This window comes from Sporosarcina pasteurii (assembly GCF_041295575.1).
GTDB classification, from domain to species: domain Bacteria; phylum Bacillota; class Bacilli; order Bacillales_A; family Planococcaceae; genus Sporosarcina; species Sporosarcina pasteurii.
In genome coordinates this window covers 1,690,514-1,713,301 of record NZ_CP160452.1, presented here as the reverse complement: position 1 = coordinate 1,713,301, position 22,788 = coordinate 1,690,514, and the positions used below count along the sequence as shown (strand labels likewise).

At 39.1% G+C, this 22,788-nt stretch carries 25 protein-coding genes; 20 read left to right on the top strand and 5 right to left on the bottom strand.

The window, feature by feature from the left end:
• Positions 1 to 176 precede the first annotated feature (176 nt).
• The 11 genes from AB1H92_RS07980 (at position 177) to AB1H92_RS07930 (ending at position 9,398) form a co-directional block, all read left to right on the top strand.
• On the top strand, positions 177 to 482 hold the full coding sequence (locus AB1H92_RS07980) for an iron-sulfur cluster repair di-iron protein, ric (protein ID WP_115360796.1): 306 nt from the start codon (positions 177 to 179) through the stop codon (positions 480 to 482).
• 165 nt (positions 483 to 647) lie between these two features.
• Positions 648 to 1,007, top strand: a complete 360-nt coding sequence (locus AB1H92_RS07975) for a hydrogenase maturation nickel metallochaperone HypA (RefSeq protein WP_115360798.1) — start codon at positions 648 to 650, stop codon at positions 1,005 to 1,007.
• On the top strand, positions 1,004 to 1,675 hold the full coding sequence (gene hypB / locus AB1H92_RS07970; protein WP_115360800.1) for a hydrogenase nickel incorporation protein HypB: 672 nt from the start codon (positions 1,004 to 1,006) through the stop codon (positions 1,673 to 1,675). The genes AB1H92_RS07975 and hypB overlap by 4 nt, the downstream gene beginning before the upstream one ends.
• Positions 1,648 to 3,711 (top strand): carbamoyltransferase HypF, encoded by a 2,064-nt coding sequence (gene hypF / locus AB1H92_RS07965; RefSeq protein ID WP_243835750.1) that lies wholly within the window; start codon positions 1,648 to 1,650, stop codon positions 3,709 to 3,711. Before hypB ends, hypF begins: the two co-directional genes overlap by 28 nt.
• A gap of 15 nt (positions 3,712 to 3,726) precedes the next feature.
• Positions 3,727 to 3,960, top strand: coding sequence for a HypC/HybG/HupF family hydrogenase formation chaperone (locus tag AB1H92_RS07960; protein WP_115360803.1), 234 nt, complete (start codon positions 3,727 to 3,729; stop codon positions 3,958 to 3,960).
• On the top strand, positions 3,935 to 5,047 hold the full coding sequence (gene hypD, locus AB1H92_RS07955) for a hydrogenase formation protein HypD (protein WP_115360805.1): 1,113 nt from the start codon (positions 3,935 to 3,937) through the stop codon (positions 5,045 to 5,047). Before AB1H92_RS07960 ends, hypD begins: the two co-directional genes overlap by 26 nt.
• Positions 5,047 to 6,054, top strand: a complete 1,008-nt coding sequence (gene hypE, locus AB1H92_RS07950; protein WP_115360807.1) for a hydrogenase expression/formation protein HypE — start codon at positions 5,047 to 5,049, stop codon at positions 6,052 to 6,054. Before hypD ends, hypE begins: the two co-directional genes overlap by 1 nt.
• A 54-nt stretch (positions 6,055 to 6,108) precedes the next feature.
• Positions 6,109 to 6,624, top strand: coding sequence for a cytochrome b5 domain-containing protein (locus AB1H92_RS07945; RefSeq protein WP_208407984.1), 516 nt, complete (start codon positions 6,109 to 6,111; stop codon positions 6,622 to 6,624).
• Positions 6,624 to 7,529, top strand: a complete 906-nt coding sequence (locus AB1H92_RS07940) for a hydrogenase small subunit (RefSeq protein WP_115360809.1) — start codon at positions 6,624 to 6,626, stop codon at positions 7,527 to 7,529. Before AB1H92_RS07945 ends, AB1H92_RS07940 begins: the two co-directional genes overlap by 1 nt.
• Entirely contained in the window at positions 7,522 to 8,928 is a 1,407-nt protein-coding gene (locus AB1H92_RS07935) for a nickel-dependent hydrogenase large subunit (protein ID WP_134268493.1), read from the top strand. Before AB1H92_RS07940 ends, AB1H92_RS07935 begins: the two co-directional genes overlap by 8 nt.
• Positions 8,928 to 9,398 (top strand): hydrogenase maturation protease, encoded by a 471-nt coding sequence (locus AB1H92_RS07930; protein WP_115360811.1) that lies wholly within the window; start codon positions 8,928 to 8,930, stop codon positions 9,396 to 9,398. Before AB1H92_RS07935 ends, AB1H92_RS07930 begins: the two co-directional genes overlap by 1 nt.
• Positions 9,399 to 9,852: 454 nt before the next feature.
• Here the strand turns inward: AB1H92_RS07930 and AB1H92_RS07925 are convergent, their stop codons facing one another.
• A complete protein-coding gene (locus tag AB1H92_RS07925; protein ID WP_115360813.1) occupies positions 9,853 to 10,158 on the bottom strand; it encodes a UPF0236 family transposase-like protein in 306 nt (101 codons plus the stop codon).
• Positions 10,159 to 10,200: 42 nt separating this feature from the next.
• On the opposite strand from AB1H92_RS07925, the gene AB1H92_RS07920 reads away from it, so the two are divergent.
• From AB1H92_RS07920 to AB1H92_RS07895, 6 genes are all read left to right on the top strand, one after another.
• Positions 10,201 to 10,458, top strand: a complete 258-nt coding sequence (locus AB1H92_RS07920) for a hypothetical protein (protein ID WP_115360815.1) — start codon at positions 10,201 to 10,203, stop codon at positions 10,456 to 10,458.
• A gap of 151 nt (positions 10,459 to 10,609) precedes the next feature.
• Entirely contained in the window at positions 10,610 to 11,008 is a 399-nt protein-coding gene (locus AB1H92_RS07915; RefSeq protein WP_115360817.1) for a VOC family protein, read from the top strand.
• Between the two features lie 74 nt (positions 11,009 to 11,082).
• The gene (locus AB1H92_RS07910) at positions 11,083 to 12,612 is read left to right on the top strand and encodes a carboxypeptidase M32 (protein ID WP_115364074.1); all 1,530 of its coding nucleotides are present in this window, start codon (positions 11,083 to 11,085) and stop codon (positions 12,610 to 12,612) included.
• A gap of 164 nt (positions 12,613 to 12,776) precedes the next feature.
• On the top strand, positions 12,777 to 16,388 hold the full coding sequence (locus AB1H92_RS07905; protein WP_115360819.1) for a dynamin family protein: 3,612 nt from the start codon (positions 12,777 to 12,779) through the stop codon (positions 16,386 to 16,388).
• A 1-nt stretch (position 16,389) separates the two neighbouring features.
• Complete coding sequence (locus tag AB1H92_RS07900) at positions 16,390 to 17,220, top strand: sulfurtransferase (RefSeq protein ID WP_115360822.1); 831 nt, start codon at positions 16,390 to 16,392, stop codon at positions 17,218 to 17,220.
• 20 nt (positions 17,221 to 17,240) lie between these two features.
• The gene (locus AB1H92_RS07895) at positions 17,241 to 17,831 is read left to right on the top strand and encodes a metallophosphoesterase (protein WP_166739500.1); all 591 of its coding nucleotides are present in this window, start codon (positions 17,241 to 17,243) and stop codon (positions 17,829 to 17,831) included.
• A gap of 74 nt (positions 17,832 to 17,905) precedes the next feature.
• Here the strand turns inward: AB1H92_RS07895 and AB1H92_RS07890 are convergent, their stop codons facing one another.
• On the bottom strand, positions 17,906 to 18,292 hold the full coding sequence (locus AB1H92_RS07890) for a reverse transcriptase-like protein (RefSeq protein ID WP_115360826.1): 387 nt from the start codon (positions 18,290 to 18,292) through the stop codon (positions 17,906 to 17,908).
• A 107-nt stretch (positions 18,293 to 18,399) separates the two neighbouring features.
• Here AB1H92_RS07890 and AB1H92_RS07885 point away from each other — a divergent pair, with 107 nt between their 5' ends.
• On the top strand, positions 18,400 to 18,588 hold the full coding sequence (locus AB1H92_RS07885; protein ID WP_115360828.1) for a zinc-finger domain-containing protein: 189 nt from the start codon (positions 18,400 to 18,402) through the stop codon (positions 18,586 to 18,588).
• A 38-nt stretch (positions 18,589 to 18,626) separates the two neighbouring features.
• On the opposite strand, the gene AB1H92_RS07880 is transcribed toward AB1H92_RS07885, so the two are convergent.
• Positions 18,627 to 18,839 carry a cold-shock protein gene (locus tag AB1H92_RS07880; protein ID WP_115360830.1) on the bottom strand — a complete coding sequence of 71 codons (213 nt, stop codon included), beginning with the start codon at positions 18,837 to 18,839 and terminating at the stop codon, positions 18,627 to 18,629.
• Positions 18,840 to 19,023: 184 nt separating this feature from the next.
• Here AB1H92_RS07880 and AB1H92_RS07875 point away from each other — a divergent pair, with 184 nt between their 5' ends.
• Positions 19,024 to 19,650: an HD domain-containing protein gene (locus AB1H92_RS07875; protein WP_115360831.1), complete on the top strand. Its 627-nt coding sequence runs from the start codon at positions 19,024 to 19,026 to the stop codon at positions 19,648 to 19,650.
• A 54-nt stretch (positions 19,651 to 19,704) separates the two neighbouring features.
• On the opposite strand, the gene AB1H92_RS07870 is transcribed toward AB1H92_RS07875, so the two are convergent.
• Positions 19,705 to 21,093: an amidase gene (locus tag AB1H92_RS07870; RefSeq protein WP_115360834.1), complete on the bottom strand. Its 1,389-nt coding sequence runs from the start codon at positions 21,091 to 21,093 to the stop codon at positions 19,705 to 19,707.
• 92 nt (positions 21,094 to 21,185) lie between these two features.
• Here AB1H92_RS07870 and AB1H92_RS07865 point away from each other — a divergent pair, with 92 nt between their 5' ends.
• A complete protein-coding gene (locus AB1H92_RS07865; RefSeq protein WP_115364075.1) occupies positions 21,186 to 21,737 on the top strand; it encodes a GNAT family N-acetyltransferase in 552 nt (183 codons plus the stop codon).
• A gap of 41 nt (positions 21,738 to 21,778) precedes the next feature.
• On the opposite strand, the gene AB1H92_RS07860 is transcribed toward AB1H92_RS07865, so the two are convergent.
• Positions 21,779 to 22,315 (bottom strand): transcription repressor NadR, encoded by a 537-nt coding sequence (locus AB1H92_RS07860; protein ID WP_115360836.1) that lies wholly within the window; start codon positions 22,313 to 22,315, stop codon positions 21,779 to 21,781.
• Positions 22,316 to 22,788: the final 473 nt, after the last annotated feature.

Here is a 22,788-nt window from a genome sequence, read left to right as displayed (position 1 = left end):
CCAGAACAAATTTTAAAACCAAGTCTATTTCGCTAGTAGCAAATCATCGACAAGTCACCACGGAATTAATTAGTTTAAAGAGTACTAGCTGCAATACTTGATGTAAATCAATTTCTTTTAGATAACCCCGTGATAATATGAAAGCGACAAAAATAATTTGTAAGGATGGGGAAAATATGTTAAAGCAACTAGCATTTGGAGAAGTGTGGAAAAGTCATTTTAAAACATTAGCTCAATATGTCCCGATAGTAGCAAGGGTTCATGGCGGCAGTCATCCAGAATTTCATAAAGTTCATAAATTATTTGAGGCAATCAGTAGTAAAATAAAGGAAACAGATTCGAAAAGCCTTGACCTGAGCAAGGAATTCGAAGGATTGCGTGAAGTTACAGATAATTACACAGTCCCTGAAGATGTATGTGGAAGTTATCAAGAAGTTTACAGAATGTTGTCTGAAGCAGATCAAGCATATCAAGCTATTTAGAAATAGTAAAAATGAAAAAGGCTGTCCAGCTAAATCAATGGACAGCCTTTTTCGTTATGAATAAATAAATGTTGGTTACCAACCAATATATATAAGCTATCAAAGTTCTATTTAATAAAGACAAGCATAAACCTTTAAGAGAGAACAATAAAAGGTGTGTTAAGAATGCATGAGATGTCACTCATGACGGAGATTATTAAAATCGTGTCTCATGATGCTCAATCACATGGTTTTAGCAAAGTAGATAAAATTGATGTGATTGTTGGAGACTTATCAAATGTATTGCCTGATGCGCTGGAGTTAGCATTTTTTCACTTTCAACGACAAGGGTTAGGCATTCTTGATGAAAATACGCAATTAAATCTTGTACGCGAAGAGGCAAAAGCAAAATGTCAAACATGTCTGTTTGAATTTGTTCCGGACTATAGGATTGCACTGTGTCCTAAGTGCGGATTAGCAAATTGTTTACTCGTTTCGGGTGAAACATTCAGGGTTGAATCATACGAAGGAAGTGATGAACTGTGAAAGTTAATCTTCAAGAAGATGTGTTAAAAGACTTAGACTTGACCGCTGCTTTTAATAGAGAAATATTCAAGGAAAATAATATTCTCGTGATTAACATTATGAGCTCCCCAGGGGCAGGGAAAACAACTTTACTTGAAGAGACAATTAAAGCGTTAAGAAACGATTTTCAGATGGCTGTAATAGAAGGTGATTTGGCAACGGATTTGGATGCTGAAAGGATACGTTCATTAGGAGTTGAATCGGTTCAAATAAATACAGTAGGCGGATGTCACCTTGATGCAAGGATGATTACGAAGACATTAAACGAATTTGAACTAGACAAGATTGATATTCTCTTTATCGAAAACATTGGAAATTTAGTTTGCCCATCAGGCTATGACTTAGGACAAGAATATAAAGTTGTGGTTTTAAGTGTCCCTGAAGGAAATGATAAAATTCCGAAGTATCCTGTGATGTTTAGACGGACAGATGTAACGATTGTGAATAAAATTGATCTCCTTCCTTATGTTTCTTTCAATTTAGAAGAAGCAGGAAAAAACCTAAAAGAAATTAATCCACAAGCGCAATTGAAGGCTTTATCCGCGCAAACGGGGGAAGGAATGGATGCATGGATTCATTGGATAAAGGACGCTTATCATCAATGTATAAAGACAAAGCCATTCAAATAATCGTGAAGGAAAAGGTAGAGTCTACTAATTGGATACCTGCCGACGCTGCGATTTGTGATCATTGTTTTGAAGAAATGGAAGATCCCGACAATCGTCGTTTTCAATATCCATTTATTAGTTGTCGTCAATGCGGACCGCGCTATACGGTGATTGATCGTCTACCATATCATCGATTAAATACGACGATGAAGGAATTACCTACGTGTCTCGAATGTAAAGTGGAGTATGAGACTCCCTCGAATCGGCGGCACCATGCTCAGTCGATTTGTTGTCCAAACTGTGGGCCAACCATTACGCTATTCGATCAAAGCGGGGAATCACTAGCTGAAAATCATTCAGCCATCACCCAAACAATTAATCTAATTAAACGAGGAAAGATTATTGCCATTAAAGGAATCGGTGGTTTCCATTTAGCTTGCGATGCTTACCAAAAAAAGGCAGTTGACCAATTAAGGCTTAGAAAGAAACGGCCACAAAAGCCGTTAGCAATCATGGTTAAGTCTTTAGAAGTGGCAAGAAAACTTAGTTATATTTCTAGCCAAGAGGAAGAACTGTTGACGAGTCCCGAAAAGCCGATTGTTCTATTAAGAAAAAAAGAAGGCGTCTTGCCATCAAATCTTGCTCCGGGTTTATCGACAATTGGCGTGATGCTTCCTTATACTCCACTACATCATCTTTTATTTAAGAGTAATACATTGGACTGCATCGTAATGACGAGTGCAAACTCATCTGGATTGCCCATTTTATATCGTGATGATCACTTAAAATACTTACAAAACATAGCTGACTATATCATGACCCATAACCGTGAAATTAACATTCCCATTGATGATTCAGTTGTACAATATGATGGAATTCAGAAAAGATATGTACGACGTGCGAGAGGATTTGTTCCAAAATCATTCCACACAACATCTAATGTCGACCAAATTATTGCCTTGGGAGGCAATCAAAAAAATACATTCTCCATCGGCAAACAGGATAAAATCTTCATGAGTGCTCACGTAGGTGATTTAGAAAACGAGGAAATGATTAATTTTTTTGAAAACCATGTCCATCGGTCCAAAAAATGGCTTGGAATAAAGGGACAATATGTGGCAGTCGACAAACATCCGCGATATGTATCTAATACGATTGCGCCAAAAATCAATCATAATATCCTATCCGTTCAACATCATCATGCACATCATGTGTCTTGCATGGAAGATAACGGTCTTAAAGAGCCGTGTTTAGGCATTATATTGGATGGCACTGGATATGGTAATGACGGTAACATCTGGGGATTTGAATTTCTATATGGAGATGCAAAGTCTTTTAAACGTTTGGCTCATCTTCAATATACGCCTCTGCCGGGCGGGGAAAAGGCTGTGCAAGAACCTTGGAGAAATGCAGTAGGGATGCTGCTTTATTACTGGCCAGAAAAGGGTAAAGAGTTATGTATGAAACTTTTTCCTGAGAGAGTCAAAGAAATAAATATTATAGAAAAAATGATAGCCCATCAGATAAATACACCTTTGGCTGGCACGTGCGGCCGCTTATTCGATGCTGTAAGCGCCATCTTAGGGATTTGCTCGACTTCAACGTATGAAGGGGAAGCAGCAATAAAATTATCCGAATACATGAATGAAACAGAACTTGAAAGTATCCATGATATTTACCCATTTCATTTACAAACAAACATTGCAAATGAACTTCAACTAGATTTATCTCCTATGATTGATCAAATCATTCAAGACAAAATTCAGCAACAATCTATTCCAACCATTATAAAGAAATTTCATAACACATTAGTTACCAGCTGTGTACAAATCATTTTAAAATTGGTGGAAAATAAACCGGAACTAAATCGAACGGTTGTACTGTCAGGAGGCTCTTTTCAAAATCTATATCTTGTTAAAGAGATTCAGAAAGGTCTTCAAAAAGAAGGGTTTAACGTTTATCCACATAAAAATGTCCCATGTCATGACGGGGGCTTATCTTTAGGGCAAATCATCATTGCCGCTCATAAGGCAGAAAACTTGCGAAAAGACTTGTGAAGGGGAGGAGAGTATTTGTGTATAGCAGTACCTGCAAGAGTAATTGAAATTGAAGAGCAAAGTGCTTTAGTAGATGTGATGGGTTCACGCATGCATATCGGTATCTTTTTTGTTCCAGAGGTTAACGTTGATGACTATGTCTTACTCCATGCCGGACAAGCGATGACGATAGTAGATGAAAATTTCGCCAAAGAAAGTATTGAAGAGTGGAGGAATATTATAGATGCCGAAAATGGAACCATTTACTGAAACGGATTTAATTTATGAATTAGTTGAAGCGGTGATCGATTTAGCGAAGAGATTTAAAGAAGAAAAAGGGAGAATCCCGGTATTCATGGAGGTATGTGGCTCCCATACGATGGCATTAACCAAAACAGGCATAAAGGCTAGGTTGCGTGATTATATTCATCTAATTTCCGGTCCAGGATGTCCAGTTTGCGTCACCGATCAAAAATCCATCGATGCGATGATTCAGTTGTCAGAGGAGCCTAACACGATACTTTGTACATTTGGCGACATGATGCGTGTACCAGGTTCTAAGTCCACCTTGATGGAGGAAAAGACATCCGGTAAGGATATAAGAGTGATTTATTCTCCATTAGATAGTATAAAAATAGCAGAAGAAAATCCGGAAAAGGAAGTTGTCTTTTTAGGGATTGGATTCGAAACGACAATTCCAATTCTTGCTCTTACGATTCGCCAAGCCGAGAGAAAAAACATAAAAAACTACTCGATTTGGATGACAACAAAATTAATTGAACCTGTATTAAGTACGATGCTTCAATCGGGAGAAGTAAAAGTTGATGGCTTTCTTTTGCCTGGCCATGTTGCTGTCGTTACAGGAAAGCAAAGTTATCATTTTTTAGTTGAAAAGTTCGCTATTTCAGGAGTCATTACCGGTTTTGAACCGATTGAATTGCTTAGTGGAATTTACAAGCTTATTCAACTTCACTTGGAAAAAAAGGTTGATGTCCTTAATGAATATACGCATGTTGTAAGCGATAAAGGAAACATCGTGGCTCAAAAATTAATAGAGGAATATTTAGAAACCGATGACGTAGAGTGGAGAGGTATAGGTGTCATTCATGAAAGTGGATTAGTTCTTAAAGGGCAATATGCGCAATACGATGCAAAAAGGAAGTTTAATATTCCGTTAGGAGAACCAACACAAACAAATTGTCGCTGTGGTGAAGTGGTTCAGGGATTAATTGCTCCAGAAGCGTGTAGGTTCTTCAATAATGGCTGTACACCCACTCAGCCTCTTGGTCCTTGTATGGTCTCAAGCGAAGGAACTTGTGCAGCGCATTATCAATTCATGAAGGAAGTGTCACCTTGATGCAACAAATAAGTTTAGCACATGGAGAAGGTGGAGAATTAACACATCAACTTATCCGGGACATCTTTATTCAATCATTTGGCCATATAGAGCAAACTAAGTTTGACTCGGCTATTCTTCCTATTCCTACGCAAACGATCGCTGTAACAACTGATAGTTACGTAGTGAAACCAATTTTCTTTCCAGGCGGAAATATAGGGAATTTAGCAATAACTGGAACTGTAAACGATTTAGCAGTAAGTGGTGCTACGCCTCATGTAATCACTGCGGGCTTTATAATCGAAGAAGGTTTTCCGATAGAAAGTCTAAAAGAGATTGTTAATACGATGGCAGGAGAAGCAGAAAAGGCTAAGGTGAACATCGTTGCCGGTGATACAAAAGTAGTCGAAAAGGGTAGTGTTGATGGTCTTTTTATTAATACGACAGGGATTGGTTTTCTGCAGGAACAGCATCGACTGACGCCCGAAATGATTCAAGAAGGTGATGCTGTGATTGTTAGCGGTACAGTAGGTGATCACGGGGTGGCTATATTGAGTGCGCGCCAGGAACTCGGGTTACTGACAGATGTTAAAAGCGACTGTGCATCACTGAACGATATGATTCATGGGCTCACGGAGGAAATTAAAGGTGTTCGGATAATGAGAGATCCGACAAGGGGAGGGTTAGCGACAACACTAGTGGAATTATGCGAAGACTTTCATTTTACAATTGAGGTAAATGAAAAATTTATTCCAATTCGCGGAGATGTTCAAGGTGCATGCGATATTTTAGGTTATGATCCTCTATATTTAGCAAATGAAGGAAAAGTTGTGATGATTGTTGATTCTAATGATAAACAAAAGGCACTTGAAATCTTGAGAAGTCATGAGATTGGAAAAGATGCAAGCGTAATTGGTCAAATTACTGCCCGCCACAATCATCCTGGAAGACTATTATTAAAAACACCGGTTGGTACAACAAGAGGACTTGATCGTCTATCAGGTCAACTTTTACCTAGAATTTGCTAATCATTTTGATAACTAAACATAGGATAGAGGGATCAGCCTAAAGGGGAGAACAATTTGCAAAATATCGAAATGATTAGAATGCAATTAAATCATCTTGTTACACAGGCACGTTATGACATTTATATGCTTTCCACGTTGAATGACCCATCTATGAAACAACAAATTTTGCAGCGACTATGGGAGACATTATCAGCCATTCATTTCCTCAGTGAATCGCTGGCGAGTCAAGCAATGACTAATAATCATTTATCACCTTCACAACAAGCTATTCCTGCGGGGATGATGAATCAGACACAAATCCCGCCGATTACACCTGCTCCAAATACAGCACAGTCTAACCAGCGTCCGTTTACACTTGGAGAATTAGCCACTTTTACTGGGAAAAATGGAAGACCGGCTTATGTTGCAGTTAATGGCATTGTTTATGATGTGACAAACAATCGAGCTTGGGCAGCAGCTACTCACTTTGGCTTAATTGCAGGGAAAGATTATACGCAGGAATTTGCTTCTTGTCATACCGGGCAACAATCAATCTTAGCAACACTACCTGTTGTAGGGAGGTTGGTGTAATGGAAGGACAAATTTTACCGCCGGAGAATTTAACGAACGAGGCCATTGCAGAAAGGTTAACAACTACAGCACGAAAGAATCTTGAAACGGGGAGTATTCAGAAGAAAAATCTCATTTACTTAGAGTTAAATGGATGTTCCGGTAATATTATTTCTCTGTTAAACGGACAGAATCCCGACTTCGAGTATACATTAAATTCAATGGTCCATCTTCGTTATTCTAATAGTTTAATGGCTGCTGAAGGAGAGCAGGCCATTGAGCAACTGCTAACAGCAATGGATGAAGAGTATATTTTAGCAGTCGAAGGCGCTGTAGCGTTAAAAAACAATGGGTTATACAATATTATCGGGAGCTGGAAAGGAGAGCCTTTAACAGGTCTTCAAGCAGCTAAAATGCTCGGAGAAAAAGCTTCTCATATTCTAGCAGTAGGGGCTTGTGCAACACATGGGGGTGTCTCAGCAGCAAAACCAAATCCAACACAATCTGTAGGACTGCAGGAAGTTTTGCCGGACAAAAGTATCATTAAACTTCCGGGATGTCCTGTTCATCCAGACTGGTTTTTAGGGACCTTAGCGCATTTGTTATTATATGGGGAACCGGAAACAGACAACTTAAATCGGCCTTTAATGTTTTATAGCACACTTATCCATGACCGTTGTCCAAGAAGACCGTTTTTTGACCGGGGGATTTTTGCCGAAAAATTAAGTGATAAAACTTGTTTATTTAAGCTTGGATGTCGAGGACCTGTTACGAGAGTGGATTGTCCAACAAGGCAATGGAACGGCCATGTAAATTGGCCGATAGGGGCTAATACACCATGCATTGGTTGTGCTTCCTTTGGTTTTCCGGATGCCATGGCACCGTTCATTAGTTATGATACGACTAGGGTGGTAAAAGATGAGTAAGAGAATTGTAATAAATCCGTTGACAAGAATTAGCGGTTTTATGGAAATTGATGTGATGGTTGACCAGAATCGGGTTGTTGATGTCAAAACAAAAGGAAATTTATTTCGCGGATTTGAACAGATGCTAATTGGTCGAAGTCCTTTTGATGCCGTTTATTTTACCCAGCGAATATGCGGAATTTGCTCTGCTGCCCACTCAATGGCTTCCTCCCTTGCTTTAGAAGATGCTTTAAATATTGAGCCTATGGAACAAGGAAGATATTTACGAGATATCATCCATTGTTGTGAGTTTCTACAAAATCATATTCGTCATTTTTATCAATACACTGTTCCTGATTTTGTAAAGATTGAGCAGAATACACTTTTCCAGTCCGATCATAATGATTTTCGATTACCTAAAAACATTAATGACCGGATTGCTAAGCATTATTTTGATTCTCTGACGTTCAGTCGGTTAGCTCACGAGATGTTAGCGGTGTTAGGCGGTAAAGCCCCTCATAACCACGGTGTTTTTATTGGAGGCGTGACAACACAAGCAACAGCGGAAAAAATTGTTCATATTGACTCTATTTTAACGAAAATTATTAGATTTATTGATGATAAAATGATTCCGGATGTCTATGATATTGCGAATTTCTATAAGGATTACTTCCACTTAGGCGGAGGATACGGAAATCTTTTAACTTACGGTGCATTTAACGATTATAAGGAATTAGGCACACTATACGTAGATCCGCTCGTGTTCACAAAAGGAACTGTTGAAGCATTTGATGAAAATAACATTCAAGAAAAAATAGATTACGCCTATTTCAAGTCAGTGAATAACAGCAATGAGCCAAGTGAAGAAGTGACAGAACCAGATATGGATAAAGAAAATGCTTATTCATGGGTAAAGGCACCAAGATATAATGGACTTCCTTTTGAGGTTGGCCCGTTGGCACGGTTAATATTAAGCGGGGCGTATGAAAATCGCATCTCTGCTATGGATAGAACAATTGCTCGTGCATTAGAAACAAAGAAAATCGCAGAGATTATGAAAATTTTAATTCAGCAAGTCGTACCGGATGTAGATGTACAAAAAAAATATGACCTTCCAGAGTCGGCAGCTGGAAGGGGGTTAATAGATACAACGCGAGGCGGACTCGGCCACTGGTTAAAAATTCAAGATCAGAAAATTTCCTTTTATCAAATCATCACACCTTCTACATGGGATTTTTCAACTAAGGATGATAATGGTTATAGGGGTACTGCAGAAGAAGCCTTAATGGGCACTTACATCGAAAATCCAGATAACCCTGCAGAAATCGGAAGAATTCTCCGTTCTTTCGATCCGTGTATGTCATGCGCGACTCATGTATATAGACCTGGGAAACAAGTAAAGACAATTAAGGTGTTTTGATGGGGAAAATAATTGTATTAGGCATTGGGAATCGATTAATGATGGATGATGGAATTGGCATTTATCTAGTAGAGCATCTTGCTCAGCTGAATCGTACATCTGATGTTTCTTTTTTGATAGGAGAATCAGATATCGATTACTGCATGGATCAAATTATGAAAGCTTCAGTTGTGATCATTGTAGATGCTGTTTTTTCAAACAGTCAACCAGGTGAACTAACTGTTTACCCACTTGCCCAATTGCATGAGTATCATGCGTTAGACATATCTGCGCATAACTTTCATTTGTTTCAAGCGTTGTATCAATATACAGAGTCAATAAAAGGTTACCTCATTGGGGTGGAGCCTTTTGAGATCGGGTTCCATATTGGATTAAGCGAAACGTTAAGTGAAAAATGGAAAACAATCTTACAAGATGTATCACAGTCTATTGATAAGCTGCTTGAAATGGAATCTGGCATATCCCGTTAAAATAGTTTGTGTTGGATAAATAAAATCCATAACACAATTAATCTCCGTTCCAATCGGACGCTTATCCAGCATTAGGAGGCAGATGCTCGAGTCATAAGCCAAATTAACTGCGTGGCAAAAGACGCCACTCCGTTAATTCGTCTTATGCTTGTCGCATCTAAGCGCCTCCTTCCGCATTTATTATTTCCGCGGGCACGGCTTCAATCTCCTCGTCGCTACGCTCCTGCGGGGCAAGAGCTTTCTGTATAATTTTTGTAAAGACCACAAAAATTATACAAACCGAACTCTCCGTTGTTCGGCTAGCTCGCGCTGTTCCCGCTGGAAGAGCCGTCACGAAGAACGGCTTTTGCGACCAAAAAGCGAAGCGTTTGAGAGCACTCGCCGATTTCCACTCCGATTAATTGGTGTGCACATGGAATAATTTGGATATTCTCATCTGTACGACAGATGAATTTCATATAACTTCAGTTTGTAAAAGATATTGGCGTATTGATTCATTGCTGATAACCGAATAACCAAGTAACTTTTCTAATGTGTGAGAAGCACTTCTATAAGATTGTCCTTCAACCGCTAGTTCCATTGTCATCTCTTGAACTAGCGGGTTTAATCCTTTCGCGTCTTCAAATTGCAAGTGTTTATCTGATAATACAACTACCAACTGAATAAATGCTTGAATACCTCGTTCACTCCAGCTTTTACCATTCTTTAATCGTTTCGCAAATACGCGCATAGTCGTCTCCGATGCACCCATTGGAAGCATATTGCTCGTATCTTGTAAAAATTTATATATAAGGAATCTCTGTTGATTGGAGTGCAGAGCGGCGACTCGGGTGGGATTAGCGAAAGCCGTAACGAAGAACGGCTTTTGCGAGTAAAAGCGAAGCGTTATGAGCATGAATATTTACCAGGATGCCTTAATTTCCGCAAAAACCGCAGAAATACGGCAAATCGCAAGCTGCGTTTTGCGATTGGCTCACCGCACGCCCCACCGAAAGCGTCCGCTCGGAACGGAAATCAACATAGTTTATTTGCCATTTTAAAAAACGAAATACTATCCTAGAAGAGAAAATCTCTCCTAAAATTATTACCCACAAAAACTTGGCTCAATCCTGGGATTTTTCTAAGCGAAAATGATAGGGTGAAGTGTTAGACTTATGTAGATAGGCTAATGCTATTGATAATTAAAAATTATTTAGAGGAGTCGGTTTTCTATGAACAAAGTACTGCCATTTTTAATGTTCCAAGACGGTAAGGCGGAAGAGGCGATGAATTATTACACATCGCTAATCGAGGATTCGGAAATTACAAGTATTGTAAGATATGGTGCAAATGAATCTGGTGACGAGGGAACTGTTATGCAAGCGACATTTTCCTTGAAAGGACAAGCATTCATGTGCATTGATAGTAATATTAAGCACGAATTTGATTTCACACCGTCATTTTCAATCTATATCACATGCGAAACCGAAGAGGAAATTGACGAGCTTTACAATAAACTTGCTGATGGTGGACAAGCACTTATGCCTTTAGGTGATTATGGATTTAGTAAGAAGTTTGGCTGGATAAATGATAAATTCGGCGTTTCTTGGCAGCTTAATCTACCATTGTGATGTGCACTAGCTGAACAAGAAATCTAGCGGGAAATACATGTGAGAATAGTAAGATTTATATGAATTATGGTACGATGTTACGAGAAAAGGGGAGGCGAATCAATTTGACAACAGTTGAGAAATTTGAAAGTTTATTAAAAAAAATGAGCGCCTATGAAGAAGCGGTTTCCATTATGTATTGGGATATGCGTACAGGGGCTCCCAAAAAGGGAATCCCAATGCGTTCAGAAGCGGTAGGGGTATTATCCACTGAATTATTTAAAATGAGCACGTCAGATGAAATGAAAAACTATTTGACAGAACTTCAAAATGAAAAAGACGGTTTAAATCCAATTGTATTAAAAACTGTAGAAGAAGTGCAAAAAGAGTACGACCTTAGCAAGAAAATACCAGCTGATGAATACCAAGAATATGTCGTTCTTTGTTCAGAATCGGAAGCAATTTGGGAAGAAGCGAAGGAAAAATCTGATTTTGACCTGTTTTTACCGTACCTTGAAAAAGTTGTTGCAATGACAAAGAAGTTTATCGGATACTGGGGCGAAAAAGACGGGAATGCTTATAATCGTTTACTTGATCAATACGAGCCTGGACTTACGACAGAAATTATCGATGAAGTGTTTGGTCAATTGAAAGAAACGATTGTTCCACTTGTCAAAAAGATTGGTGCACAAAATAATCAACCGAATACGTCATTTTTATTCGAAAAGTTTCCAAAAGAACAGCAAAAGGCATTCAACTATAAAATCTTAGAACAACTCGGTTATGATTTTGACGCGGGCCGGTTGGACGAGACAGTGCATCCTTTTGCCATGGGCATTAATACTGGAGATGTGCGAATTACAACGCGTTATGATGAACATGATTTCCGTTCAGGCATATTTGGCACCATTCATGAATGCGGTCATGCACTGTATGAGCAAAACTTCGATAAAAAATTAGAAGGTTATCCGGTAGCTGACGGGACTTCTATGGGGATTCATGAATCGCAATCCCTATTTTATGAGCATTTTATTGGGCATCATGAAGGGTTTTGGAAATATAATTTTGAGAGCCTACAAGCACACTCACCAGAACAGTTTGGAAACGTGTCGCTTGAAGAATTTTTAAGCGCAATTAACGTTGCGCAGCCTTCATTAATTCGCATTGAGGCGGATGAATTAACGTATCCACTTCATGTCATGATTCGTTATGAAATTGAAAAGGAATTATTTAACGGTGACTTGAAAGTGAAGGATTTACCGCAAGTATGGAATGATAAGTACGAAGAATATCTAGGTATCCGACCTGAAAATGACGCGGAAGGTGTATTACAAGACGTCCATTGGTCTGGCGGGATGTTCGGCTATTTCCCATCCTATGCACTTGGGTATATGTACGCGGCACAATTAAAAAATGCGATGGTAAAAGATCTACCACAGTTCGGTGAACTTTGCGAAAAAGGAGAGTTTGAGCCGATTTTAGCATGGTTGACGGAACACGTTCATCAATACGGAAAAATGAAAAAGCCACTTGAAATTATTCAAGATACAACTGGTGAAGGACTAAACGCCAAGCATTTGGCGGATTATTTAGAAGAGAAATATTCAGCGTTATATCAATTGTAATAAATGTTAAAGAGCCTCGATACCTAATTGCATAGGTATTTGAGGCTTATTTTTTTATCAGGCGCTATGCCGTTAACAATAGTGATTAAAAAATGATAATTATTAAAATCTAATTAAAAGATGGTATGATAGAGAAAGTATGATAGGGAAGGGATAGAATTGTCATGTCGAATTTTGACGTTAAACTTCAAGAGCTTGTAGAACAGGCCGCCACTTGTGGGAAATTATTCGAAATGAATCATGATGAAACACGTTTTGAGAAGTTAATGTACTTTGGGGAGAAGTTATGTAAAAAAGAATATATGATTGGTTTCGCTGGACACTTTTCAGCTGGAAAATCGTCTATGATCAATGCGTTAACAGGTGGGGATTTATTACCATCCAGTCCGATTCCGACAAGCGCCAATATCGTAAAGGTCCGTAAAGCTGCGGAAGATTATGCCATTCTTCATTTACTGGATGGCAAAGCTGCCAAATATGCAGGACATCGTTTTTCTGAAGCTGTTAAATCATTTAGTAAAAATGGGGACGCTGTATCTCTTATTGAAATTGGCCATCAACAGTCAATGCTACCGGATGACATCACGGTAATGGATACACCGGGTGTCGATTCAACGGATGATCGCCACCGACTCGCAACTGAATCAGCGCTTCACCTAGCAGATCTTGTCTTTTATACGATGGATTACAACCATGTGCAATCTGAGTTGAATTTTACTTTTACTAAAGAATTAATGCGTTATAATCCAAATGTTTATTTAATCATTAACCAAATTGATAAACATCGCGAAAGTGAATTACCTTTTGAACAGTTTAAGCAATCTGTTCAGGAGTCATTTAACATGTGGGGCGTTGAACCAAAAGGCATTTTTTATACATCACTAATGGAACACGACCATCCACATAATGACTTTTTGAAAGTGAAAGCAATCGTCGATGGGGCAATGAGAAATTGGCAAACACATTTTATTGAAAATGCTACGCAAACTTTAGAGAAATTAAAAGACGAGCATCGAACCTATTTGCAAGAAAAAATAGAAGAAACAAAAGAACAGTTCTCCGAGGTTGTTTTGGAGGATGAATGGGAAAAACGTGCTGAGCTTATCGACGAGGCGGATGCAATGGAAAAGACGATGTCAGTCGTTCAAAATCATTCATTTGCGCAAGATTTTGATCGCGCGAGAAATGAATTAATTCAAAACGCGGCGATTACTCCATATGAAACGAGAGAATTGCTAAAAAGTTATTTAGAGTCATTGTCTAGTCGATTTAAAGTAGGCTTCTTATTTGGGGCTAAGAAAACAGAAGAAGCACGAATTGAACGTAAAAAAGCGTTTGAAGAAAATATTATGAACTTGTTACATACGCAAGTTGAAGTTCATTTACGGTTGTTAATGAAAAAAATGTTGAAAGAAGCAAACATATTGACCGACGAACGTTCATTGGCAATCGATGGAATGGATTTAACCATTCCTTTAACAGCCATTGAAAACCAATTTCAACCTGCAGATGTCATAACAGGGGATACGATTTTAAATTATGCGAGCCAGATGAAGACCAACATTCAATTGGCATACCGCCGCTTAACAGAAGATTGGAAATCAGAAATGGCAGAGATTGTGGAAAACACGGGCAGCCATACATCTGAAAAGTTTACACATCAACTCCAAATCTTAAATGAAAAAGTTGAAGCGATTACAATCGTCGACCAGTACTTAACGAAATTGGAGAATATGGATGGCACGATTAGCAATCCTCCATTTGCAATAATGGAAGCGCGTGAAAAATTTATTCAACAGTGGGAAGAAGAACTGGAACTTCATCTTACAGAAGAAATAGAAGAAGAAGTTGAAGAGCATACGGTGCCTGTTGAGGAAGCTACTTCAACAAGCGTTCCTACAGAAGAAACTATGTACATTCCCGCTGAAAATGCGATTGAACAGGCGTTTCATGTTGCAGATGTATTGCAAGGCGAGGATAGCTTTTCGTCAGTGGCCAATTATTTACATGACAAAGCAAGCCGTTTACAAGATCAATCGTTTACAGTCGCGTTGTTTGGTGCTTTCAGTGCTGGGAAATCCTCATTTTCGAATGCGTTAATTGGAGAGAAAATTCTGCCTGTATCACCCAACCCAACGACGGCGACAATTAATCGGATTCGACCTATTATGGAAGATAAAGCACACGGGATGGCGGATGTTATTCTGAAAACGGCTGATCGTATGACTGAAGATATTATCCGTTCATTCGAAGCTTTGGATATTCATATTACGACACTTGAAGAAGCTTTTGAAAAAGTTGAGTTAGCTATCAATGCACAGTTGACCGATGAAAAACAACAAATCCATAAAGCATTCATTACTGCGTTTAGTAAAGGGTATGAAACGTTTTATCCGCAACTAGGTGAAATACTACATGTGGACCGACAAGAATTTGTTCGTTTTGTTGCGGAGGAAGAGCGCAGTTGTTTTGTAGAATCCATCGATTTTTACTACGACTGTCCGCTAACAAGACAAGGTATTACGCTCGTTGATACACCTGGGGCTGACTCAATTAACGCTAGGCATACAGATGTTGCGTTTGATTATATTCGAAATGCAGATGCCATTCTTTTCGTTACGTATTATAACCATGCTTTTGCACGGGCGGACCAAGAGTTTTTAATACAACTTGGCCGCGTGAAAGATGCATTTGAGTTAGATAAAATGTTTTTTATTGTGAATGCGATTGATTTAGCGAAAGACGAAGAAGAAGCAAATGCGGTGAAATCGTATGTTACGCAGGAACTCCAACAGTTCGGCATACGCCACCCGCGTGTCCATGGATTGTCGAGTATTGATGCCCTAGAGGCTAAAATAGAAAATCGTCCAGAACCATTTATGGAAGATTTTGAAGAGGAGTTTCACGATTTTCTTGCGCATGATTTAACAGGGCTTGCTGTACAAGGATTACAAGAGGAAACTGAGAAAACGATTGAACGTCTCGCCTTGTTAATTAAACAAACAGAAGTAAACCGGTCACGAAAATCCGAGCGTCTTCAAGAGTTGGCAGTCATTGAAAAGGATATACAAACGAGATATGAAAGAGGATTTGGAGATGTCCTGATTCAAAATGCGCTCAATGAATCGAGCGAGTTACTCCACTATGTATTACAACGTGTATTTCTTCGATTTCATGATTTCTTTAGAGAAGCGTACAATCCGTCCATCTTTATGCATAAGTCGGCTGAACAAGCGTTGACAGTTGCATTAGATGACCTTGTTGGAATGGTAGGATTTGATGTGACGCAAGAAATGAAAGTAACCAATTTAAGGTTATTAAAGTTTATGACGAAACAATTAGCGGAACGTCAAAGAGTAGAAGCGAGAGCACTTAAAGAATTGGACGAAACACTTTCTCCAATTGTCTATGAACCAGTGGAAGGTGAATTGCTATCGTTTGAAATACCTTTTCCAGATGCAATGGTTTATAGAAGTGCAAATAAATTTTATAAGAATGAACGTTCTTTCTTTGAAAAAGGAGACCGTGAAAAGTTAAAAGTCCATCTCGAAGAATTACTGAAAAATGATACGGTGATTTATTTAGATAAAATGAAAGAAAAATTTGAGCACTGGCAACGCGAGTGGATGCAAAGGGAAGCGGAAAACTTGCAACGTCATTTACTTACAGAATGTATGAATCAAATGCATTCGGAAAAAGAATTGCTTGAAGAAGATGAAAAACTTGAAGCATGGCGTGCTCTTTATGAAAAAATTCAAGTGAAGGAGCTGGTGTAATATGTCATATGTATTTATTTCCTTGGAAAATATTGATCATGCTTCATATAAATGGATAGATGCACGATTCTCCTTAAAAGATCCGGTAGAAGGTAAGAGGAAATATGAGGAAGCACATGTGAAAAATGCGGTGCACTGGGATTTGAACGATGATCTATCAAATCTTCATGACTCAGGGGGACGTCAACCACTTCCACAAAAAGAAGCGCTTGTTGAATTATTTGAAAGAAGTGGCTTGGCACTGGATGACCAGATTATTGTGTATGATGACGGCGGTAGTCCATTTGCGACCCGCGCTTGGTGGATACTCCAATATGCGGGTTTCAAACAGGCCTATATTTTATTGGAAGGTTTTGAGGAATTAAAGGCGGCAGGTATTCCGATTGATAGCGAGAAGCCTCAAATTAAAAGGACGATTGTTACACCGAACTGGAATGAGTCAATTTATGCATCTAGGCAGTATGTCGAAGAAACAGTTGACGGAAAACGAGATAATACCCTTATCGATGCACGTGCTGCGATAAGGTATCGTGGTGAAACGGAGCCACTTGACCGGATTGCAGGCCATATTCCCGGCGCGCTGAACTTTGACTGGGAACAATTAAAGGAAAACGGCGTCTATCGCTTAGACAATCAATTGCAAGAACAACTTGGACAATTAGTCGGTGACAAACAAGAAGTAACCGTTTATTGTGGAAGTGGCGTGACTGCAACGCCGCTATATGCTATGCTAGCCCATCATGGTTATGAAAATATACGCCTGTACGTTGGTAGTTATAGTGATTGGGTATCAAAAGTAGATGCACCTGTTGGCGTAATAAAACCGCAATAAAAGGTATAGGAAGTGAAGAGTTGAAATACGCTATATTTGGGGATATTCATTCTTCGATAGAAGATTTAGATCAAGTGCTCGAACATATAGAGCACATCTCACCAGAGGCAAAGTTAATTGGTACAGGTGATCTATTTGAATGTACAATTAGTAAAAAAGATATAACGGATAAAAAATTCACCGAATTGAATCAAGTCATGCTGAACCCGGACGGATTTGAAACAAGATTGACTTTTCCCTCAGTGAAAGGAAATCAAGAGGAACGGATTATCCAAATTACAGAAACAAACAATCCATTACGTGAAAAATTGGTTGAACTCCCTGGGACGATCATGATTGAAAATGCTCAAGTGATTCATGGACATCAGTGGAAATGGGGCGGGGAACCTTGGTCGCTCATTGCTGCGGAAGTGAATGATCCACTTGTGTTTTATGGTCATAGCCATACTTCAATCTTAACAATCGATGGTAACCAGCAAAAAATAGTGTGGGATCATCCGTATGACGTGAATGGTGAACAGGTTATGGTCAATGTTGGTGCAGTTGTTGGGGAACGAGAATGGGTACTATATGAGGCGGACAAAAAAACCGTCACTTTTTATAAAGCATAGTGAGAATGAGGGGTGAATATAGTCACAGAAGAGGGGGAAGTGAACCTTCCTAACTCTTCCGTGACAAATATCGATCACGGCATATGTAAAGCTTTTTTCGCCAATGCATCGGCTGCCCGATTTTCCGCAGTAGGAATCCATTTAATAAAAAAGTAGTCAAACTGCTCTGCAATCGTTAAAATTTCGGCTAAATACTTTTTATATGTAGCGTTTTTTACGAATTCATTGTCAACTGCCGATACAACAATTTGTGAGTCGGAACGAACGGAAACAATTCCCGTCGTCAGCTTTGCCGTTTCTTCTAAACCGCGAATGAGTGCTTGAAATTCAGCGGAATGATTATCAGTTGGGGCAATTTTTTCAGAAAGCTGAATATGATGTCCTTCTCCTTTAATAAAAATGCCGATTCCACTTTTACCGGGATTTCCTGCACTTGCACCATCAACATACAGTTCAATCAAATCGATCACCTCAAAATAAGTTTATATTTTAACATATCGAGTATTCTACTACTATAATTGGTTGTTCAGTGTTAATCAAAAAAGCTGTTAGCAAGGGGGCCATGTTTTTGGAACGATTAAATGTCATGAATGAAATCGATACCATTATGGATACATATTGTATGGATTGTTTATTGAAAAAAGCATTGGCAAAAGATAAGGGCAAGAGAGCCGCGCACAGGTTTTGCATAAAAGAATGTACTGTAGGTGAGCAAATTCGGTTATTAGGTGAAGAAATGAATAAGCGCTCACATTAAAATCCCGCGGACGATGAGTATGTCAGCGGGATTGAAGTTTAAATTTCTTGATTTAATTTTGTGACATTGGCCGCCTGAGGTCCTCGGTTTCCATCAGTGATTTCAAATGATACTGATTCGCCTTCATCTAGCGTTTTAAAACCTTCCCCAACTATGCCAGTAAAATGGACAAATACATCTTCTCCGTCTTCCGCTTCAATGAAGCCATAGCCTTTTTCATTACTGAACCATTTCACTTTACCTTGGTGCATATACGCTCCTCCTCAGTCTTTCAATGTCTTACCAATATGTTACCTAGATGGTTTAACTATACACGAATCGACAAAGTGCGTCAATGAAATGAGAAACTTCAGACTTGTGCGCAATGAAAATTGTGAATTATTACTAGATGTGTTTTTAACTGTTAGGTGAAAAATAATAGAAAAGAGGGGTCGCATGGAAAAGGTCATACAGTCCTGTCGAGAAATGGCTTATCAAGTATACAGTAAATTTGATGCAAGCCATGATATGCAACATATCGATAGGGTTTTAAGTAATGCTAAAAAAATTAGTGCAACAGAGCCACAGGCCGATGAGTTTATCATCGAATTAGGGGTATTACTGCACGACATCGATGATCCAAAGTACTTATCGGAGGAGAATCCTACAGCGAAGGATATTTTAGAAGCCCATGAACTCGATGCGGCTGTCATAAGCGATATTTTAACTTGTATTGCTGCTGTGTCTTTTAGTGGAGGCAATGAAGAAGAAATTCCGTCAATAGAAGGAGCGATTATGAGAGATGCCGACCGATTAGATGCCATTGGGGCGATTGGTATTGCAAGAGCTTTTGCGTTTGGCGGTGCAAAGGGGAGGAAGTTATATGATTTATCCGAAGTACCAAGGGATGAAATGACGGAAAAAGAATATCGGAAAAAAGAAGTTGCCACAGTAACACACTTTTATGAAAAGTTGTTAAAGATAAAAGGGTTAATGGTAACTGCGGAAGGAATACGACTGGCGCAAGAAAGACATGACTTTATGGAAAGTTTTTTAAGACAACTTTATCACGAAGTCGACTAAATAACGCCTTCCATTGAAAACAAAACCCGAGACTCGTTGTCTCGGGTTTTTTGCTTACTGATTTACTGTTTGAAGCGAGGCTAATGTACGTTCTCGCTCGTCGTAAAATGAAGATAAATAAGCTTGTTCATAAGCATAGCCTGTTTTCAGCAAAATTCTTTCATTGTAAGCTGCCGCCGCGAATTGAAGTCCTAACGGAAGTCCGTTCGGGGCAATCCCGCAAGGAATCGATAATGCTGGCTGTCCTGTAAAGTTAAAGACTGCAGGCAAACGAACCATGGCGTGGAACGTACTATCCATCACACCGTTAATCTCAAACTTTCGCACACCAATTTTTTGTGCCGTGTCGGGGATAGTTGGGGTGGCGATAATATCGACATCTTTAAAGAGCTTTTCAAATTTCAAAAACAGCTCTTCTTTTCGCCTCAAAGCCTTTATATAATCAATGGCTAATATTTGGTGGCTATTTTCTAAGGACATTTTTACATCAGGTCCGAGTAAATGAAGCGATTCTTTGATTGTTTTTTCATGAACAAGACTTGATTCAGTAATGCCGATGCTCATTGAGCAAGATAAATCAGATTCAGAAAAGGGTACATCAATTTCAATTAAGACTGCTCCAAGCTTTTCTAAACGGTGAAGTGCTTCGGTATAAGATTTTGTCATATGATCCGCAATTTGCTCATTAAAATAGTTTTTAGGTACACCGATTCGAACACCTCGTATATCTTCCGAAAATGCGTCTGAATACTGCTTGCCACTCATCGCCTCTAACATAAATCCTAAGTCAGTCATATGATTTGTAATCGGTCCGATATGGTCAAGCGTCCAAGAAATCTGTCTCACATGATCGTTATCAAGTAAGCCGAATGTAGGTTTAAGCCCGACTGTTCCCGTAGATGCAGCCGGAATTCGAATAGAACCTGCCGTATCAGTTCCAATAGATGCCATACAAAGCGAAGCAGCTACCGCAGCTGCAGAACCACCGCTTGATCCACCCGCCGTATATTCCTGGTTCCAAGGATTTCGGACAGTGCCATAAAAAGGGTTTTCAGAAGTGATGCCAAAAGCATATTCATGTAAATTCACTTTACCTAAATTGATAGCCCCTTCTTTTTGCAAACGGGTGACAATAGGTGCATTTTCAGTCGGAATAAACGCTTCCTCGACTTGCGAACCGCTAGTCGTTCGAATGTTTTTCGTATAAATATTATCTTTATACGTAATTGGAATGCCTTCAAGCACCCCGTATGCTTCGCCCGCTAAATACTTCTGTTCAGCAATTTTCGCTTGTTTGAGTGCTTGTTCTGCGGTCACAGTGATAAAAGCATTTAACTCTTTTGTTGCTTCAATGCGCTCTAGAAAAATTTTCGTAATTTCAACTGGTGAAAACTCTTTTTTGATAAAACCTTGTTTCAGTTGTTCAATTGATTTTATTTTCATTAGAAATCCCCCATTCACCGTGATATTTGGTAGACTCTACTTCAGAGTAGCATATTCATAGAAAAGTGGGGAGAAATTGATTGAGAAATCTAATGATTGAAACAGAAAGGCTAATCATTCGTCCTTATGAAGTAACAGATTATAAAGAATGGACAAGAGGGTACAGTGAACGTTTGCCTTCAACGTATAAATATGATGAAGGCAATGACGGAGATGCTCATTTATTTACGAAGAAATGGTTCGCTGAATGGGTAGAAGACTTTCAAAAAGCCGCGGAACAAGATGAGACTTATTTATTCGGGATTTTTCGCAAAGAAGACGGCGCATACATAGGAGAAATTGAATTGGTTACCATTTTAAGATTGGACTATGAGTGGGGGATGATGGGGTACAACATACACAACCAATTCCATAGGCAAGGTTATGGAAAAGAAAGTGTAGAAGCAGCAACGAACATGTTTTTCGAAGATTTACGGTTTCACCGAATCGAATTACAAATTCACGTCGACAATGAACCGTCTAAAAAATTAGCAGAAAGTGCTGGATTTGATTTTGAGTGCATTCGAAAGAAACATTACTATGAAGGAGGAAAATGGACAGATCAACTGATTTATGTAAAATATCGTCAAAGTTTGATGGGGTAATTTAGCATGGAGTGTATCCTCAACCAAAAAGCAGGCATTCGTCATTCGACGAGAAAGCCTGCTTTTCTTAAAGCTGTTTCAGCATTTTCAATTTCTTGTTCATTGTCTGCAATAATCGTATGTAAATGAATCCCTTCGGTTAATTCTAATAAAAGGGAGGCGTTTGTTTGTTGAATGTTTTGGATAAAGTTTTGAACTTCACTACGATTAGACACCATGACAGATGCGGTTAAATCTCCATAGATGGGATGTTCGATTTTTACATCTTTTACTGTGACACCATTGTCTACTAGAATATTTAATTCTTCTTCCGTTTGCTCTGCTGTATGAGAACAAACGATTACCTTTTCTATTTTTTTCGGCTCCACTTGTGGATGCATATAGATATATCCACGATTTGTCGCCATGATGGGTTCACCCATCGCTTTTAATAAAGTAACATCGCCGACAATGACTTGCCGACTGACATTGGTCATTTCGCCAAGTTTTCGACCTGAAATGGGGGCAGTTGCCTGTTTAAGTGTTTTAACAAGTAAATCACGCCGCTGATCTCCTAATATTTTATCTGAGGATGTCATATCTTAACCTCCTTTGTAGCCTTATTAAAACAGTTTAGCATATCGTAAGAGACCATGCTAAATATGAGGTGCTTATGATTGAGTCAAGTTTTTGTGGGTACTATTTTAAGCAGAGGCATTCTCTTCTTGAATAGTTAGGTATTCCATTTTTAACAATTAATCTCCGTTCCAATCGGACGCTTTCCGCGGGCACGGCTTCAATCTCCTCGTCGCTGCGCTCCTGCGGGGCTTTCAGCTCGCGCTGTTCCCGCTGGAGTCGCCGATTTCCACTCCGATTAATTGGTATCCACATGGAATAATTTGGTTTTTGAGGCATGAAAAAAGGGCCCTCTTCTTGAGTAGTGGAGTTTATAGACAAACACTACAGGAGAGAACCCACATGATTAAAAATAACAGGAAATCACCAACATTGAAAGAGATTGAAAAACGTCACTATGTCCATCAAGAAACCCCCCCCTTTTGGTAGGGTTAAA